This window comes from Devosia sp. UYZn731, assembly GCF_040546795.1.
Lineage (GTDB): Bacteria > Pseudomonadota > Alphaproteobacteria > Rhizobiales > Devosiaceae > Devosia.
The window spans coordinates 257,436-274,274 of sequence record NZ_JBEPOL010000002.1; the positions used below are offsets into that span (position 1 = coordinate 257,436).

A 16,839-nucleotide genomic window follows, 5' to 3' on the forward strand; every position below is an offset into this window, starting at 1 on the left:
CGTTACGCGCTGACCGTGATGTCGGTCCATAGCTCGGCCGCATCGGGCTCCGGCGCGGTGGTGGCGAAATCGGCGGCCTCGGTGACGATGGCGCGGATATCGGCCTCGATTTTCTTGAGGCTGTCCTCAGTTTCGTAGCCGGCTTCCAGAAGACGCAGCTTGACCTGTTCGATCGGATCGCGCTCCTGGCGGTACTTGGTCACTTCGTCCTTGGTGCGGTACTTCGCCGGGTCAGACATGGAGTGACCACGATAGCGATAGGTCAGCATTTCGAGGATGTAGGGGCCTTTGCCCGAACGGGCATGCTCGATGGCGCGCTCGGCGGCATCATGCACCAGGCGCACGTCCATGCCATCGACCTGCTCGCCGGGAATGTTGAACGAAGCGCCGCGCGTGGACAGATCGGTCGTCGCCGCTGCGCGCTCGATCGAGGTGCCCATGGCGTATTTGTTGTTTTCGATGATGAAAACGACGGGCAGGCTCCAGAGCTTGGCCATGTTGAAGCTCTCATAGACCTGGCCCTGATTGGCCGCGCCGTCGCCGAAATAGGCGATGCTGACCGAACCGTCGCCGCGATATTTGGCGGCGAACGCCAGCCCGGTGCCAAGCGAAACCTGCGCGCCAACGATGCCGTTGCCGCCGTAGAAGCGGTGTTCATTGGAGAACATGTGCATCGAGCCGCCCTTGCCGCGCGACAGACCGGCTTCGCGGCCAGTCAGCTCGGCCATCACACCCTTGGGGTCAAGCCCCATGACCAGCATGTGGCCGTGATCGCGATAGCCGGTGATCTGGGCATCGACGCCCTTCTTGGAGGCCATGGTGACGCCGGTGACGACGGCTTCCTGCCCGATATAGAGATGGCAGAACCCGCCGATCAGGCCCATGCCGTACATCTGGCCGGCCTTTTCCTCGAAACGCCGGATCAGCAGCATCTCGCGATACGCCTCGGTCTCCTGCTCCTTGGAAAATTCGGGAACATTGGACTGTGCCTTGGCCTTGGTGGCCACCGCCTTACGCGCCATGACATACGCTCCGCATCGATTGGGATTTCTGTGTGGCCGAGTTGGCCATAGATCGACACAATAGCGCAAGTCGCCCTGCCCTAGCAAGGACAGCACGGGTCACACAATCGTCGCTAATGGTCTATAACATCAGCTAAATTCGGGTTTAACTGACTTTCGGATAATTCCGAATATGAACTGGAAGTAGGTTTACCGGTCGCCGGATCGACCATGACGATGATGTCGTCGGCATTGGCCATGTTGAGCAGTGCCCGCGCCCGCTCGGTCACCAGGTCCGGATCGAGACGACGCGTATCCATCAGGCTGGCGCGGTGCTTATAGGCATCAATTTCGGCCTGCAATGCCGAGGATCGCGACTTCAGCACTTCGATATCAGCGATGATCTGCTTGCGGTTCTCGGTGCCGAACTGTCCGCCAATGGCGGAAAAGCCGAGATAGCCCTGAAAACACAGCAGCGCCGCGCTCAACGCGAGCGGGCGCCAGATTGCACGTTTCTTGAGGCGTGTGGGCATGGGGTAACCGTGTGGACACTCCCATTATGCCTGCCAAGGGTTTAACGACGGGTTGCCAATGTGATGGGATCGCAATCAGATGCCTGCAATCTGATCCTCAATCTCACACCCCACAGGCCTTCCCGCGGACTTGATCCGCGGGTCTTTATCAACTGGGCACAAGCGGCGAGTGGCCCGCGGATCAAGTCCACGGGAAGGCGGTGGGTGGGGAGGGTTCGATGACCTCTCCGGCAACTGTCAGAATCTTTAGGCCCGACTGCGTATCAAACCAACACGTAATCGATCTCCAAGAAACGCTCCACTTCCGGCACCCAGCGATCGCGCACGAAAGCGACGTGGTCGGGATGGTTGTCATAGCCCGAATAGGCGGCCTGGTCGGCGAATTCCATGGAGAAGCCGAAAGCGTAGTCGTTCTTGGGGCTAACCTGGCGGAGCTGCTCGAACTTGGTCACGCCGGGAATGGCGGCGAGGATTTTTGCATCGCGGAGGAAAGCCGCCTCCTCGGTGGAGCCGGCCGCATGCTTGAGGGTGAAGATGACGCTGTGACGGATCATGGTTATCGCACTGTTCCAAGGGATTCGGTGGCAGCGATGGCCGCCATGTTGACGATGCCGCGGCTGGTGACCGACGGCGCCAGGATATGCGCGGGCGAGCGTGGACCCATCAGGATCGGGCCGACCGACAGCGCATTGTTCATTTCCTTGAGCAGCGTCATCGACAGGTTGGCCGCGTCGAGATTGGGGAAAATCAACAGGTTGGCTTCGCCCTTGAGCACGCTGTCGGGGATATAGCGCTCGCGCAGCTCCTGGTTGAGCGCCAGGTCGCCTTGCATTTCGCCCTCGACCAGGAGGTCCGGAGCGACCGCCTTGAGCTTCTGGTAGGCCTCGCGCATCTTATAGGCACTGTCGCCGTCGCGGGAGCCGAAGTTAGAGTAGCTCAGCAGGGCCGCCCGCGCCTCGATATTGAAGCGCTTGAGATGGTCGCGCGCTTGCAGGGTAATGCTGACGATCTCGTCGGGCGTCGGGTCCTGATTGACATAGGTATCGGCCAGGAAAAACGCGCCGCGCGGCATGATCAGCATGGAGAGCGCCGAAATGTCGGCCACCCCGTCCTGCATACCGATGATCGAGCGGATATCGCGCACGTGGCGGATGAAGCGGCCTTGCAAGCCGCAGATCAGCGCATCGGCATCGCCGCGCTTGACCGCCAGCGACCCGATGACCGTCGTATTGGTGCGCACCACCTGCCGCGCCGTGTCCGGGGTCACACCGCTGCGGCCCACCAGCGAGTGGAACAGCGAGACATAGTCGCGATAGCGCGGATCGTCTTCGGGATTGATGATCTCAAAATCCCTGCCCGGCTTCAGGTTGAGGCCGAAGCGCTCGATGCGCTGCTCGATCACTGAGGGGCGCCCGATCAGGATGGGGCGGCCGATCTTTTCCTCGAGGATGACCTGAGTGGCCCGCAACACGCGCTCGTCTTCCCCATCGGCGAAGGCGATGCGCTTTTCCTGTCCCTGCGCCCGGTCGATAATCGGCTTCATGACGAGGCCGGAGCGGAACACGAAGCGGTTGAGGCTATCGCGGTAGGCGTCGAAATCAACGATCGGCTTCTTGGCCACGCCCGAATCCATTGCCGCCCGCGCCACCGCCGGCGCGATGCGCAGGATCAGCCGCTGGTCGAACGGATTGGGAATGATGTGGTCGGGTCCAAACACTGCCGGTGCGCCGGAAGGCGATACTTCCAGCCCCGGCTCATGGGCCAGCTTGGCGATGGCCCGCACTGCCGCCAGCTTCATTTCCTCATTGATGGTCGATGCGCTGACGTCGAGCGCGCCGCGGAAAATGAAGGGGAAGCAGAGGACGTTGTTGACCTGGTTCGGGTAATCCGAGCGCCCGGTGCACACCATGGCGTCGGGGCGCAGCTCCTTGGCCATCTCCGGCATGATTTCGGGATTGGGGTTGGCCAGCGCCAGGATAAGTGGCTTGGGCGCCATCTTCATCACCATTTCGGGCTTCAGCGCGCCAGCGGCCGACAGACCAAGAAAGATATCTGCGCCGTCAATGACCTCGGCCAGCGTGGTGGCCTCGCTCTCGCGGCGGAATTGGCCGCGCCACTTGTCGTTGACGTCGTTACGCTTGTGGGTCACCAGCCCGTCCTTGTCGGCCACCCAGATGTTCTCGTATTTGGCACCCAGTGCCACCAGCACGTTGAGGCAGGCAATAGCCGCCGCCCCTGCCCCCGAGGTGCAGATCTTGACGTCTTCAATGCGCTTACCGGCCAGTTCCAGCCCATTGAGGACCGCGGCGCCGACGATGATTGCCGTGCCGTGCTGGTCGTCGTGGAACACCGGAATGCTCATCCGCTCGCGCAGGGCTTCCTCGATCTCGAAGCAATCGGGGGCGCGGATATCTTCGAGGTTGATGCCGCCAAAGGTGGGCCATAGCGGCGCCACGGCCTCGATGAACTTCTTGGGATCGATCTCGTCGATTTCAATATCGAACACGTCGATGCCGGCGAACTTCTTGAAGAGGACCGCCTTGCCCTCCATCACCGGCTTGGACGCCAGCGCGCCGATATTGCCCAGCCCGAGCACGGCCGTACCGTTGGAGATGACGCCGACGAGGTTCTGCCGCGAGGTATAACGCGACACGGTTTCCGGGTCGGCGGCAATTTCCTCGCAGGGCGCGGCGACGCCGGGCGAATAGGCCAGCGCTAGGTCGCGCTGGTTGCCCAGGGGCTTGGTCGGCTGGATTTCGAGTTTGCCGGGCTTGGGAAATTCGTGGAAATGCAGCGCTGCCTCACGCAGGGCCTTACGCTGTTCATTGACGTCAGTGGTCACCGAATTCCTCCTGATGCACGATTCCGCGGTGGGGATCAGCCACCGTCACCCGAAGGGTTCGTGCCACCATTCCATCGGCAATGAAAGGGCCTCTGCTCGCAAGGCCGTTCTACTAAAGTCGGAAGGAGACATCAGGCGGCGGCTGCGACCACGCCTTCGGCGGGACGGCGCGGGTGCTTGCTGGACTGCAAGGCGAGCGCCAGTTCCTTGTAGGCCGGGGCCTTGAGCGCCGGCGCGAAGATATAGCCCTGCGCATGCAGCACGCCACGCGCCCGCAGATACAGCGCCTGCGCCTCGGTCTCGACGCCCTCGGCGATGATTTCGCAATTGAGATCACGCGACATGGCGATCAGCCCGTCGAGCACCGGCACCTGGGTGGTGTCCGGCTTGATCATGTCGACGAACACGCGGTCGATCTTGATGATGTCGAGGCCCAGCGTCTGCAGATAGGCCAGATTCGAGTGGCCGGTGCCGGCGTCGTCCATGGCGAGGCGGCAGCCCAGAGCGTGAAGCCCCGCGATGACGCTATTGGCCTGCATGGAATTGCCCAGCGGCCGGCGCTCGGTGATTTCGAACACCAGTTGGCGGAAATTGATGCTGGTGCCGCCGAAAATGGCCTGCACGTCTTCCACGATCGAACTATCGCGGAAGTGCCCCTCGAACAGGTTGATCGAGATTTTCATGTCCGGCATGGTCTTGCACAGCACGCCCAGGTCGACCTTGACCTGCTCCATCAGCGACAGCGTCATCGGGATGGCGAGGCCGGTAACCTCGGCATAATCGATGAAGGCGCCAGGCGGCACCACGTCGCCGTTCTTCTTCTCCCAGCGGCACAGCACTTCGCAGCCCACCAGATCGCCGGTCTTGAGGTTGATCACCGGCTGGTAATACGGCTTGATCTCGCCATTGGCGACCGCGCGCTCGAGGTCGAAGGCGGGAACGCGCGTGCGCCGCACATATTGCAGCGCCATGAGCAGGAAGCTGGCGCTCATCAGGCAGCCGATGATGGTGAAGCTGGCATCGAGATCGGCATAGCTCGCCCGCACCATGGCGAACGGCACTGCGGTTTCAGCCAACAGTGGCAATTCGCCCGCAAAGGCCTGCGCATAGACGAAATCGGTGCTGGAGGTGCGCCGGTCGAACGCCGTCGGATCGCCCACCGTCAGGATGGCGGTCCCGTCAGTCAGCATGAATCGCAGCAAGGCCGCAGGGCTCAGCCCGTTTGCCAATGCCCCCGTCGTCTGGCCGATCAGCGGCACGAAGGCCGAAATCCGGCGCGTATCGCCAAACGCCTGGGTGATCTTGAGCACCGGCATGGCCATGTCCGCCAGCTTGACCACGGTCATGGTCTCGGTGTGTCCCGGCACCGGCAGGCTCGCCGAAATCGGCGAATAGGCAACGGTGCGCCCGAAGGCATCGCAATATTGCACGCCATCACGATTTTCGACCAGTACCTGCTTCATGGTCAGGCTGGACTCGATTTCGTGCTGCACATTGGCCACGAAGGTAGGCGTGCACAGCGACGGGCTATCGGTCATGATCCGGCGCAGGGCCGAAATCGCGTCATTGGTGTTGATTTCGACCTGCGAGGTGATGGCGCTGATCGACTGCTGCGCCACGTCTTTTTCCCGCACGCGGACGTACCCGTCCAGCAGGTAATCGACGGCGATGATCGGGATAAACGCCAGAATGGCGCCCAGCAGCATCAGAATGTGGTTGTAGCGGGATTTCAACGCACGAATCCACCGGGCCCAATTGCATTCAATTGAGTATCAATGAGCGTTTAACGGACCGCTAATGATGCTCGAAAGCCAGCGAGGAAACTGCTCTCAGCACAAAAAAAGCGGCCCTGCCCCGCAACGGACAGAGCCGCAAAGGCAAGTCGAACAAGCAGTTACTTGTCCTGCACGTTCAAACGAATGCTCAATTCGCGGAGCTGGCTAGGGGACGCCGGGCTCGGCGCGCCCATCAACAGGTCTTCGGCCTGCTGGTTCATCGGGAACGCGGTGATTTCGCGCAGGTTCTGGCGGCCGCAGATCAACATGACGATGCGATCGATACCGAACGCAGCGCCACCGTGCGGCGGTGCGCCGAACTGGAACGCCCGGTAAAGGCCCCCGAACTGCTCCTCGACCTCGTCGCGTGACTTGCCGGTCAGCTCGAAGGCCTTGACCATGGTCTCGGGCAACTGGTTGCGGATCGAACCCGAAGCAATTTCGAAGCCATTGCATACCGCGTCGTACTGGTAGGCCTTGATGGTCAGCGGATCTTCGTTGTTCAGCGCATCGATGCCGCCCTTGGGCATCGAGAACGGGTTATGGGCGAAATCGATCTTGTTCTCGTCATCCAGCTCGTAGAACGGGAAATCGACGATCCAGCACAAAGCGAACTGCTCGGTATCGACCAGGTTCAACTCGGTGCCGATCCGCGTACGGGCCTCACCGGCGAACTTGTACATCTTCTCCGGGCGGCCCAGCACGAAGAACACGGCGTCGCCATCGGCAAGGCCCATCTGTGCCTTGATGGCGGCAGTGCGCTCTTCGCCGATATTCTTGGCAACGGGGCCCGAACCGGCACCGTCCTTAAAGAAGATATAGCCGAGGCCGGGCTGGCCCTCGCCCTGCGCCCAGGCATTCATGCGGTCACAGAATGCACGCGAGCCGCCGGTCGGCGCGGGAATAGCCCACACTTCGACCTTCGAATCGCTCTCGATCTGGCCGGCGAAAACCTTGAAGCCGGAACCGGCAAAGTGCTTGGTAACCTGCTGGATCTCTATCGGGTTACGCAGGTCGGGCTTGTCCGAACCATATTTGCGGATCGCCGTATCATAGGGAATACGCGGCCATTCCTTGGTTACGCGCTTGCCGTCGGCAAACTCCTCGAACAGGCTGGTGATCACCGGGGCCATAGTGTCCCAGACTTCTTCCTGGGTGACGAAGCTCATTTCGAGGTCAAGCTGGTAGAACTCGCCCGGCAGGCGATCGGCGCGCGGGTCTTCGTCGCGGAAGCACGGCGCGATCTGGAAATAGCGATCGAAGCCGGCAACCATCAGCAATTGCTTGTACTGCTGCGGCGCCTGCGGCAGCGCGAAGAACTTACCGGGGTGAATACGGCTCGGCACCAGGAAATCGCGCGCGCCTTCTGGCGACGAAGCGGTCAGGATCGGTGTCGAATATTCGCCAAAACCAATGGCTTCCATACGGCGGCGCATGGACGAGATGACTTTGGTGCGCTTGACGATGTTAGCATGCAGCGTCTCGCGGCGCAGATCGAGGAAGCGGTAGCGCAAGCGGATGTCTTCGGGATAGTCGGGCTCGCCGAACACCGGCATCGGCAGCTCCTTGGCCACCGACAGCACTTCGATTTCGCGAATGAACACTTCGATCGTGCCGGTCGGCAGATTGACGTTCACGGCCGTTGCGTCGCGCAACTTCACTTCACCATCGATACGGACGACCCATTCGGAGCGAATCTGTTCGGCCGCGGCAAAAGCCGGCGAATCCGGATCGATGACGCACTGGGTCAGCCCGTAATGATCGCGCAGATCGAAAAACAGGAGCCCGCCATGGTCGCGAACGCGGTGAACCCAGCCGCTGAGCCGGACGGTCTGGCCCGCATCCTGCGCAGTCAGCGCGCCGCAGGTGTGGGAGCGATAGCGATGCATTGTCATGTCGTAACCACCGAAAAAGGCCGGAATCTTGGCGGGAAAAGCGCATGGGAGTCAGCACTTGTCAAGCAGCGCGGCGGCGCGTGGCGGGCCATTGCCAAACGCGCGGGCTAACCAATTCTCATAGCTTAACAAATCCCTTCTGGAGTGGGGCTGCTGCACCTGCTAGGAAGAAATACGACGATATTGAGACGGAAGCCGGTATGGACCTCGTTATATCCACAGACGTACTCGCGGGTTTCTGCGAGCGCGCCGCACAGTTTGATTTTGTAACGGTCGATACCGAGTTCCTGCGTGAAACCACGTACTGGCCAAAGCTCTGTCTGATTCAGGCGGCGACGCCCGATGAGGCGATTCTGATCGACCCACTCGCCCCGGGGCTGGACCTTGCGCCGTTCTTCGTGCTGCTGGCCAATCCCGCTGTCACCAAGGTGTTCCACGCAGCGCGGCAGGACATCGAAATCTTCGTCAAGCTCACCGGCAAGGTGCCGGTCAATATCTTCGACACCCAGATCGCGGCCAGCGTCTGCGGCTTTGGCGATAGTGTGTCGTACGACAATCTCGTCCGCGCCATCACCAATGTCGAACTCGACAAATCCTCGCGCTTTACCGATTGGTCGGCGCGTCCGCTCAGCGAAAAGCAGCGCCTCTATGCCGCCGCCGACGTGACCCATCTGCGCGATATCTATCTCGAGCTGCGCAAGCAGGTCGACGCCACCAAGCGCTGGGACTGGGTGGAGGACGAGTTGGGCGTGCTGCGCAGCATCGACACCTATGTGGTGCAGCCCGATCAGGCCTGGGAACGCCTGAAGATGAAAATCAACCGCCCTCGCGACCTCGCGGCGCTGAAGCGCCTGGCCGGCTGGCGCGAAAAGCGCGCCCAGGATGGCGATCAGCCGCGCAGCCGCGTGCTCAAGGACGACGTGCTGTTTGAGCTGGCCATGCAGCGCCCGCTGACGCCGGACGCCTTCGACAAGCTGCGCGCCGTGCCGCGCGGCTTTGGGCGCAGCAGCGCCGCCGCAGAGATCATGACCATGCTCAAGGAAGTCGAGGCGCTCGACAAGTCCGAGCTGCCGCATATGCCGGACCGCTATCGCGGGCCCTCACCCAAGGGCGCCGTCGGCGACCTGATCCGGGTGCTGCTGAAATCGGTAGCCGAACAACACGGCGTCGCCGCCCGCATCATCGCCACCTCCGACGAAATCGACGCGCTGGTGCTCGATGACGAGGCGGACGTGCCTGCCCTCAAGGGCTGGCGCCGCAAGCTGTTCGGCGACAAGGCTCTGGATATCAAACACGGCCGCGTGGGTCTCGTCGCGACGCGCAAAGGCGTGGTGGAATTCGCAGTCAAGGACACAACGCCGGCAGAGTAGCCAGCTCCCTCGCCTGCTCTAAGTGATCCGCACCTTGGCATTCTTGTGGCCGGCGACGTTGGCAAATTGCTCCAGCCGGCCTTGCAGGTGTTCGCCGTCCAGGAACGCGAAGTCCTGCGGCAGGACGAGGACCAGCGTGTTGCCTTCAACCAGGAACCGGATACGCGGCAGGATGCCCGGCATGGCGGCGCTCATTGGATAAGCGACGCGGAACAGGGCGCCGATCAGCTTGGCGCGGGCGGAGGCGGTATGTCCCGCAAGGCCAACCAGAGGCTGGGTGACGCCCTTGAGCTTGAGGCCATTGTAGCGCACCGCGATCACATGGGCGAGGAAGGCCCGACCGGGGTGATCCACTCCCGTCAGCGAGCCATAGGCGACGGCGTCGACGCTCTGCGCCCCTCGATAGTCGGGATGCGCGCGCCAGCCGATATCGGCCAGGAGGCACGAAACCTGGCGCAATCGCGTCTCCTCCAGCGTCTCGCTGACGCCGGCCGCTACGAGATATTGGGTGCTGAATTCGATGAGGTCATTGGCGTGGGCGGGGGAGCGCGAGCGCAGCACGGAAAGCTCTTCCGAGCCCTGGATCAGCGGATCGATCGCCTGTTCGCGGCTATCGAGCAGGCCATAGAGATAGCCCTCTCGCACGCCCAGGGCGGAGAAAACCACGGTATCGAAGCGCCCGGCGCGCAAGACTTCGGCCAATGCCACGGCGCCGAACGGCACCAGGTCGCGGCGCGACGAGCTGACGCTGCCGGAGCCCGGATAATCCTTGAGCGAGCCGGCGGCGACGATCTCGTCGCAGAGCGCGATCATGTCGGCCACAGGCACGACGTAATGCTGCACCATCTGGAGCGGATAATGCCGGCGGACCTGATGCAGCTTGGCCAGCGACCGCCATGTTCCGCCGATGGAAGCAAATGCGCCGCCGCCGGGGCCGCGCGCCAACGACGAATCCTTCAGGCGTTCGCGGGCGATCTCGCCGGCCTTGATCGCCGAGCCGCCGCTATCGTCCTGCAGCCGGATGACGCCTAGCTCAAACGTCTCGCCATTGGTATCGGCACCGCTGGCGATGGTGGACAGCTCGAGGCTGCCGCCGCCAAGATCGCCGACCATGCCACTGAAATCGGGAATCCCCGCGACCACGCCGAGCGCGGCGAAATGGGCTTCGTGCTCGCCGCTCAGCACCTGGACCTTGGAGCCGATGATGGCCTCGACGGCGGCAACGAACTCGGTGCGATTGGCGGCGTCCCGCACCGCCGAGGTAGCCAGTACATGGATTTTGCCGACGCGCATCATCCGGGCCACCAGCGCGAACCGCTTGATGGCAACCAGCGCCCGCGCCACATTGCTGTCGGCCAGCCGCCCGGTCAGGGCAATACCCCGCCCCAGCGCGCAGGCCGATTTCTCGTTGTAGAGCGGCGTCAGCGCCCTGGCATGACGCTCATAGACGACCAAACGGACCGAATTGGAGCCGATATCGAGCACCGCCACCGGCCTCGCGCCCTTGATGCGCCCCTGCGCGGTCGGATCGGCGTCGACGCCCCAGAATGAATTCAATCGAAGCCCTCGTCGCCCTCGTGCAATCCGGCGCTGCCGCGTCCCGAAAGCGATGGATTGGTCATGAAGTAATCGTGCGCGTTGAAGGGTTCTTCCCCCTCGCCCAGCCTGATCCGATGTGAACTGCCGTCCGGAAGCACTTCCCAGCTCTGCTGGTTATCCTTCAGGTAGGCAACAAGAATCCGGTCGAGGATCTGCTTATGCACGGTCTTGTTGAGGATGGGAACCATCACCTCGACCCGTCCATCGAGGTTCCGCCCCATTAGATCGGCTGAGGAAATATAGACCGTGGCGCGCGGATTGGGCATGGCCTCGCCATTGCCGAAGCAATAGATGCGGGAGTGTTCGAGGAAGCGGCCAACGATGGATTTGACCCGGATATTCTCGGAAAACCCTGGGATACCCGGGCGCAGGCAGCAGATGCCGCGCACGATCAGGTCGACCTTAACGCCAGCCTGGCTGGCGTCGTATAGGCCGTCGATGATTTGCGGATCGACCAGCGAATTCATCTTCAGGAGGATACTGGCCGGCTGGCCGTTCTTCGCAAACTCGATCTCGCGGTTGATGCTGTCCATCAGCGTCTCGCGCAGGTTTACCGGGGAGACCGCGATGGTCTCCAGCTCGGTCGGCCGCGCATAGCCGGTGATGAAGTTGAACACCCGGGCCACGTCGCGCGTGATCGCCGGATCGATGGTGAAATAGCTGAGGTCGGTATAAACCTTGGCGGTGATCGGATGATAGTTGCCGGTGCCGATATGGCAATAGCTGACCAGCTTGCCCTTTTCGCGCCGCACCACCTGGCTGAGCTTGGCGTGGGTCTTGAGCTCGATGAAGCCGAACACCACCTGCGCACCTGCCCGTTCGAGATCGCGAGCCCAGCGAATATTGGCTTCTTCGTCGAAACGCGCCTTGAGCTCCACCAGGCACGTCACCGACTTGCCGGCCTCCGCCGCCAGCACCAGCGCCTTGATGATCGGGCTATCCGCCGATGTGCGATAGAGCGTCTGCTTGATCGCCACCACATCCGGGTCGCGCGCCGCCTGGATCAGGAATTGGGCAACGACGTCAAAGCTCTCGAAGGGGTGGTGGACGAGGATATCCTTGGCCCGGATCGCCGCAAAATTGTCGCCGCTATAGTCGCGGATGCGCTCGGGGAAGCGCGCGTGATAGGGCGTAAACTTGAGGTCGGGCCGGTCGATATCGCAAATCTTGGCCGCGTCGGCGAGGCCGAGGAAACCGTGCACCTCGAAGATATCGCCGTCCTTGACCCGCAATTGCTCGCTGATCTGGCGCTTGAGGGCGCGCGGCATGGTGCTTTCGACTTCCAGCCGGATCACCTGCCCGCGCCGCCGCTGCCGCAACGCCGTCTCGAACTCGATCACGAGGTCCGCGGCTTCGTCGTCGATTTCGATTTCGCTGTCACGGATCAACCGGAACGCGCCGGAGCCGACCACTTCGTGGCCGGGAAACATCTTGTGGAAGAACAGCTTGACCAGCGTATCGATGGTCACGACCTCGCTGCGGCCTTCAGAAACCAGCCCGCCGGGCAGGTTGATAAATCGGTCGAGATTGGACGGGATGCGCACCAGCGCGGTCAGCGGTTGATCGTGGTTGGGCCGGTTCAATTCGAACGCCAGCGCCAGCCCTAAATTGGGAATGAACGGGAATGGATGGGCCGGATCGACCGCGATCGGCGTCAGGACGGGGAAAATTTCCTCGCGGAACAGCTTGGACAGGTAATTGACCTGGTCGGGGGTCAGGTCATTGGCTTCGTGGATCACCACGTTCTGCGCGAACAATTCTTCGCGCACGGTCTGCCAGTGATCCTGCTGCTCCAGTTGCAAATGCTGCGCCAGCGTGCCGATTTCCTCGAGCTGCTCGGTCGGCGTCAGCCCGTCGGCGCTCTGCTTGGATAGACCGGCGCGGGTCTGGCCCTTGAGGCCCGCCACGCGAACCATGAAGAATTCATCGAGATTGTTGGCCGAAATCGACACGAACCGCAGCCGCTCCAGCAGCGGATGATGCACATTGGCGGCCTCTTCGAGCACCCGCATGTTGAACTGCAGCCAGCTGACCTCGCGATTGACGAAGCGGGCCGGGCTTTTGCGCAGCTCCTCGATATCGGGCACGCTGACATCGGTTTCGGTGAATTCGCTCATCTCATTCATCGTCTTGCTCGTCCCGGTCATGTTCGTGTTGGCCCGCGCCTAGTGCCGCCCGGCGGCGGTCTAGCGCATCGGCGGCAATGCTGCGGGTAATGGCGCTTCCCTTGGCCAGCGCCAGCCGGTCCATCAAATCCGCCAGAATCACCGCTTCCTCGGTGGAGCGCTCCATGCGCGCCACCAGATAGGCGATGATCTTCGGATCGACGGCGATCTGCCGGTCCCCGAACAATTTCACGAACATCTGTGACAATTGGATGTCATCGCTCATCGCCATGGAGAACGCCGTCGCCCGGCGCACTCGCGAGCGCACATCATCGGTCGCCAGCGGCCATTGCGCAACATCTTCCCGTGCCGTCATCAGGATCGCCCGGTTGTCCCGCATGGCCTGGTTGAGCAAGTGGAACAGCCCCGCCTCGTCATAACCGGACCGGTCGACATCCTCGATCACCAGCGGTTGCCGCCCGCCATCACGCGCCAGCCGTTCGATCTCGTGCGCCTCGGCGAAATGGGCTCCGCTGCGGTCGGCGAAAATCCGGGCCAGATGCGACTTGCCCGATTTGGCTGGCCCCAGCACCAGCGTCAGCGGATCGCCCCAGTGGGGAAAAGCCTGGACACGGCCATAGGCCAGCTCATTGCCCTCCCCGACCAGGAAATCGCCTTCGCCATGCGCCGGCACGTGCCCGAGTTCGAGCGGAAGTTGTCCCGAAACCTCGTTTTCCGGCGCTGTGTCAAACCGGCCCAGGGTCGCCACCAGTGCCACCACTCGAACCGAGATAGAGCGTGCTTTCCTTGTACTTGCGCACGCCATAGCGCACCAGCACCGACGCAATGGCGGCCATGGGCACGGCGAGCAACAGGCCCACAAAGCCAAACACCGCGCCCAAAGCGAGCAGCGCGAACATCATCCAGACCGGGTTGATGTTGATCGATGAGCCGACCAGCTTGGGATACAGAATGTTGCCCTCGATGAACTGCCAGAACAGGAACACGCCCGCCACAATACCGACCATCAGCAGGTCGCCCGAGAACTGCACGATGGCGATGCCGACCGACAGCCCGAAGCCCAGCACGAACCCCACAAATGGGATAAAGCTCATCAGGCCGGCAATGAGCCCGACAACCAGCCCGAAGTTCAGCCCGATCAAGCTCAGGGCCGTGGCGTAGAACGCCGCATCAATCAACAGGACACCGCCCTGCCCGCGGATCACGCCGGCCATGGACTTGTCGATGTCCTTGAGAATGGTGTCGATTTCGCCCTTGTGCTCCTTGGGCAGCAGCCCCTCGATACCGTGGATCATGCCTTCCCAATCGAGCAGCAGGTAAAATGCCACCACCGGCGTAAGCACGGTGAAGCCGATGACGGCGGCACCGGTAAGGCCGATATTGACCAGTTCACCCGGCAGGGTAGCGATGAAGCCAAGCGCCTGTCGCGCCAGATCGTTGATGCTGGTCTGCAGCTGGGCAGCGCGCTCGGGCCCGAGCCATTGATTGATTTCGGGCGACCAGCGCGCAAACAGGGCCTGCAGATCGCTCACATATTGCGGCAGGCGCTGGATCAGGCCGATAATCTGCTGGCCGATCAGCGGCACGAACATGATGAAAATGCTGACCACGATGGTAATCACGCTCAGCAGCACGATCGTGGTCGCCCAGGCGCGGTTGATGCGCCATTTCTGCAACTGGTTCACCAGCGGATTGAGCAGGTAGGCCAATGCGGCACCCACGATAAAGGGGAGCAGGATCGCGCGGAATACCCACAGGATCAACACCAGGGCAACCAGAAGGGCGATCCAGACCAGGACTTGATTTCGCAGTGTCATGCGGCGGGCAACCCTTGCTTCGGTTCAGTGGAGAAGCTATCAGGCCTCGTAGCGGCCAGCGCGGCAAAGTTCAACCGCTTGAGCTTTTATCCGCGCTGTTGCGCCCGGTTTCCCCAATTTGGCATTGAGGCCCATGTCCGACCCGCAAAACCTGCCACCAAACGGACTATCGTACAAGCAGGCGGGCGTCGATATCGATGCCGGTAACGCCCTTGTAGAAGCGATCAAGCCCGCAGTTCGTTCCACGCGCCGCCCCGGCGCCGATGGCGAAATCGGCGGCTTTGGTGGCCTGTTCGATCTCAAGGCGGCCGGCTTTACCGATCCGGTGCTGGTGGCCGCCAATGACGGCGTCGGCACCAAGCTCAAAATTGCCATCGAAACCGGCAATCACGACACCATCGGGCAGGACCTGGTGGCGATGTGCGTCAACGACATCATCGTGCAGGGCGCCGAGCCGCTATTCTTTCTGGATTACCTCGCCACGGGCAAGCTGGACGTCGCGCAGGCCACGGCCATTGTCACCGGCATCGCCGAAGGCTGCCGCATCGCCGGCTGTGCGCTGATTGGCGGGGAAACCGCCGAAATGCCGGGCATGTATCACGGCAATGACTACGATCTGGCTGGCTTCGCGGTTGGCGCCGCCGAGCGCGGCACACTCCTGCCGCGCGCCGATATTGCCGAGGGCGATGTATTGGTCGCCATCGCCTCCTCGGGCGTACATTCCAACGGCTATTCGCTGGTCCGCAAGATCGTCGAACTCTCCGGCCTCGCCTGGACCGCCGATGCGCCATTCGCGCCCGGCCAGTCGCTGTCCGAGGCGCTGCTGACGCCGACCCGCATCTATGTGAAGCCGCTGCTCGCAGCGCTCAAATCCGGCATCGCGATCAAGGCCCTGGCCCACATCACCGGCGGCGGCTTTATCGACAATATCCCCCGTGTGCTGCCCGATCACCTCGCCGCCCATGTCGATCTGGCAGCAGTGACCGTGCCGCGCGTGTTCGGCTGGATGTCCAAGGTCGGCGGCATGAGCGAGCGCGAAATGCTGCGCACCTTCAATTGCGGCGTCGGCATGCTCGTCGCCGTGGCGCCTGATGACGCCGCAAGATTGGTCGAGCAGCTCACCGCAGCCGGTGAAACGGCGGCGGTCGTCGGCCAGCTCACCGCGCGCACCGGCGAGCCGGTGACGTTCCAGGGCGCGCTGGCGCTGTGAGCCGCAAGCGCGTCGGCATCCTGATCTCGGGTCGCGGCTCCAACATGCAGGCGCTGATCGAGGCCGCTAGGGTGCCGGATTATCCGGCTGAAATCGTTGGCGTCCTGTCAAACCGCGCTGCTGCCCCCGGCCTGGCAATTGCGGCGGGTCATGGCATCGCCATTGCTTCGCTTGCACAGAGCAAGTTTCCCAGCCGCGACATGTTCGAGGACGTCATGACGCAGACGCTTGAAAGCTGGGACGTCGACATCGTCTGCTTTGCCGGCTTCATGCGCATCCTGGGCGACGACTTCATCGACCATTGGGCGGGGCGTATGATCAACATCCACCCGTCCCTCCTACCGCTTTACAAGGGCCTTCACCCCCACCAGCAGGCGCTTGACGCTGGTGCCACCGAACACGGCTGTTCCGTGCATTTCGTCACCCACGGAATGGACGAGGGCCCGGTGATCCTACAGGCGAAGGTGCCGATCCTGCCCGGCGACGATGCGGAAACCTTGGCCGCCCGCACCCTGATTGCGGAACATCGCCTTTATCCGGAGGCTCTGCGGATGTTGTCGGCCGGGGAGATTTCCGCGCCGTAGGTCGTTAAATGGGCGATCAGTTCGCGTTGGCTCTGGCTCAAGCCAGTCCAATCCTCATCACCCATATTCATCCCACCTATCGTCAAA

Annotated in this window: 13 protein-coding genes; 3 read left to right on the plus strand and 10 right to left on the minus strand. The window is 62.3% G+C overall.

Going from position 1 to position 16,839, the window contains the following annotated elements:
* Nucleotides 1–2: 2 nt before the first annotated feature.
* The 6 genes from pdhA to aspS all read right to left on the minus strand — a co-directional run bounded on the left by pdhA (nt 3) and on the right by aspS (nt 8,040).
* Nucleotides 3–1,022: a pyruvate dehydrogenase (acetyl-transferring) E1 component subunit alpha gene (pdhA, locus tag ABIB57_RS05660; protein WP_354039113.1), complete on the minus strand. Its 1,020-nt coding sequence runs from the start codon at nt 1,020–1,022 to the stop codon at nt 3–5.
* A 113-nt stretch (nt 1,023–1,135) separates the two neighbouring features.
* Nucleotides 1,136–1,534, minus strand: a complete 399-nt coding sequence (locus tag ABIB57_RS05665; RefSeq protein WP_354039114.1) for an FtsB family cell division protein — start codon at nt 1,532–1,534, stop codon at nt 1,136–1,138.
* Between the two features lie 263 nt (nt 1,535–1,797).
* The gene (locus tag ABIB57_RS05670) at nt 1,798–2,088 is read right to left on the minus strand and encodes a Dabb family protein (protein WP_354039116.1); all 291 of its coding nucleotides are present in this window, start codon (nt 2,086–2,088) and stop codon (nt 1,798–1,800) included.
* Nucleotides 2,089–2,090: 2 nt separating this feature from the next.
* Nucleotides 2,091–4,376, minus strand: a complete 2,286-nt coding sequence (locus tag ABIB57_RS05675) for an NADP-dependent malic enzyme (RefSeq protein ID WP_354039118.1) — start codon at nt 4,374–4,376, stop codon at nt 2,091–2,093.
* 131 nt (nt 4,377–4,507) lie between these two features.
* Nucleotides 4,508–6,109, minus strand: coding sequence for an EAL domain-containing protein (locus ABIB57_RS05680; protein ID WP_354039120.1), 1,602 nt, complete (start codon nt 6,107–6,109; stop codon nt 4,508–4,510).
* Between the two features lie 161 nt (nt 6,110–6,270).
* Nucleotides 6,271–8,040: an aspartate--tRNA ligase gene (aspS, locus tag ABIB57_RS05685; protein WP_354039691.1), complete on the minus strand. Its 1,770-nt coding sequence runs from the start codon at nt 8,038–8,040 to the stop codon at nt 6,271–6,273.
* 206 nt (nt 8,041–8,246) lie between these two features.
* Between aspS and rnd the strand changes: the two genes are divergently transcribed.
* On the plus strand, nt 8,247–9,416 hold the full coding sequence (gene rnd, locus ABIB57_RS05690) for a ribonuclease D (protein WP_354039121.1): 1,170 nt from the start codon (nt 8,247–8,249) through the stop codon (nt 9,414–9,416).
* Nucleotides 9,417–9,434: 18 nt separating this feature from the next.
* Here rnd and ABIB57_RS05695 read toward each other — a convergent pair whose 3' ends face one another.
* Genes ABIB57_RS05695 through ABIB57_RS05710 form a run of 4 tightly spaced genes read right to left on the minus strand, consistent with a single transcriptional unit; the run spans nt 9,435 to nt 14,958 of the window.
* The gene (locus tag ABIB57_RS05695) at nt 9,435–10,973 is read right to left on the minus strand and encodes a Ppx/GppA phosphatase family protein (protein WP_354039122.1); all 1,539 of its coding nucleotides are present in this window, start codon (nt 10,971–10,973) and stop codon (nt 9,435–9,437) included.
* Nucleotides 10,970–13,132, minus strand: a complete 2,163-nt coding sequence (locus ABIB57_RS05700) for an RNA degradosome polyphosphate kinase (RefSeq protein WP_502914348.1) — start codon at nt 13,130–13,132, stop codon at nt 10,970–10,972. The genes ABIB57_RS05695 and ABIB57_RS05700 overlap by 4 nt, the downstream gene beginning before the upstream one ends.
* Before the next feature lies 1 nt (nt 13,133).
* Nucleotides 13,134–13,889 (minus strand): P-loop NTPase family protein, encoded by a 756-nt coding sequence (locus tag ABIB57_RS05705; RefSeq protein WP_354039125.1) that lies wholly within the window; start codon nt 13,887–13,889, stop codon nt 13,134–13,136.
* A complete protein-coding gene (locus ABIB57_RS05710) occupies nt 13,867–14,958 on the minus strand; it encodes an AI-2E family transporter (protein WP_354039126.1) in 1,092 nt (363 codons plus the stop codon). Before ABIB57_RS05710 ends, ABIB57_RS05705 begins: the two co-directional genes overlap by 23 nt.
* Before the next feature lie 133 nt (nt 14,959–15,091).
* Here ABIB57_RS05710 and purM point away from each other — a divergent pair, with 133 nt between their 5' ends.
* On the plus strand, nt 15,092–16,168 hold the full coding sequence (gene purM / locus ABIB57_RS05715) for a phosphoribosylformylglycinamidine cyclo-ligase (protein ID WP_354039128.1): 1,077 nt from the start codon (nt 15,092–15,094) through the stop codon (nt 16,166–16,168).
* Complete coding sequence (gene purN, locus ABIB57_RS05720; protein ID WP_354039130.1) at nt 16,165–16,752, plus strand: phosphoribosylglycinamide formyltransferase; 588 nt, start codon at nt 16,165–16,167, stop codon at nt 16,750–16,752. Before purM ends, purN begins: the two co-directional genes overlap by 4 nt.
* Nucleotides 16,753–16,839 lie beyond the last annotated feature (87 nt).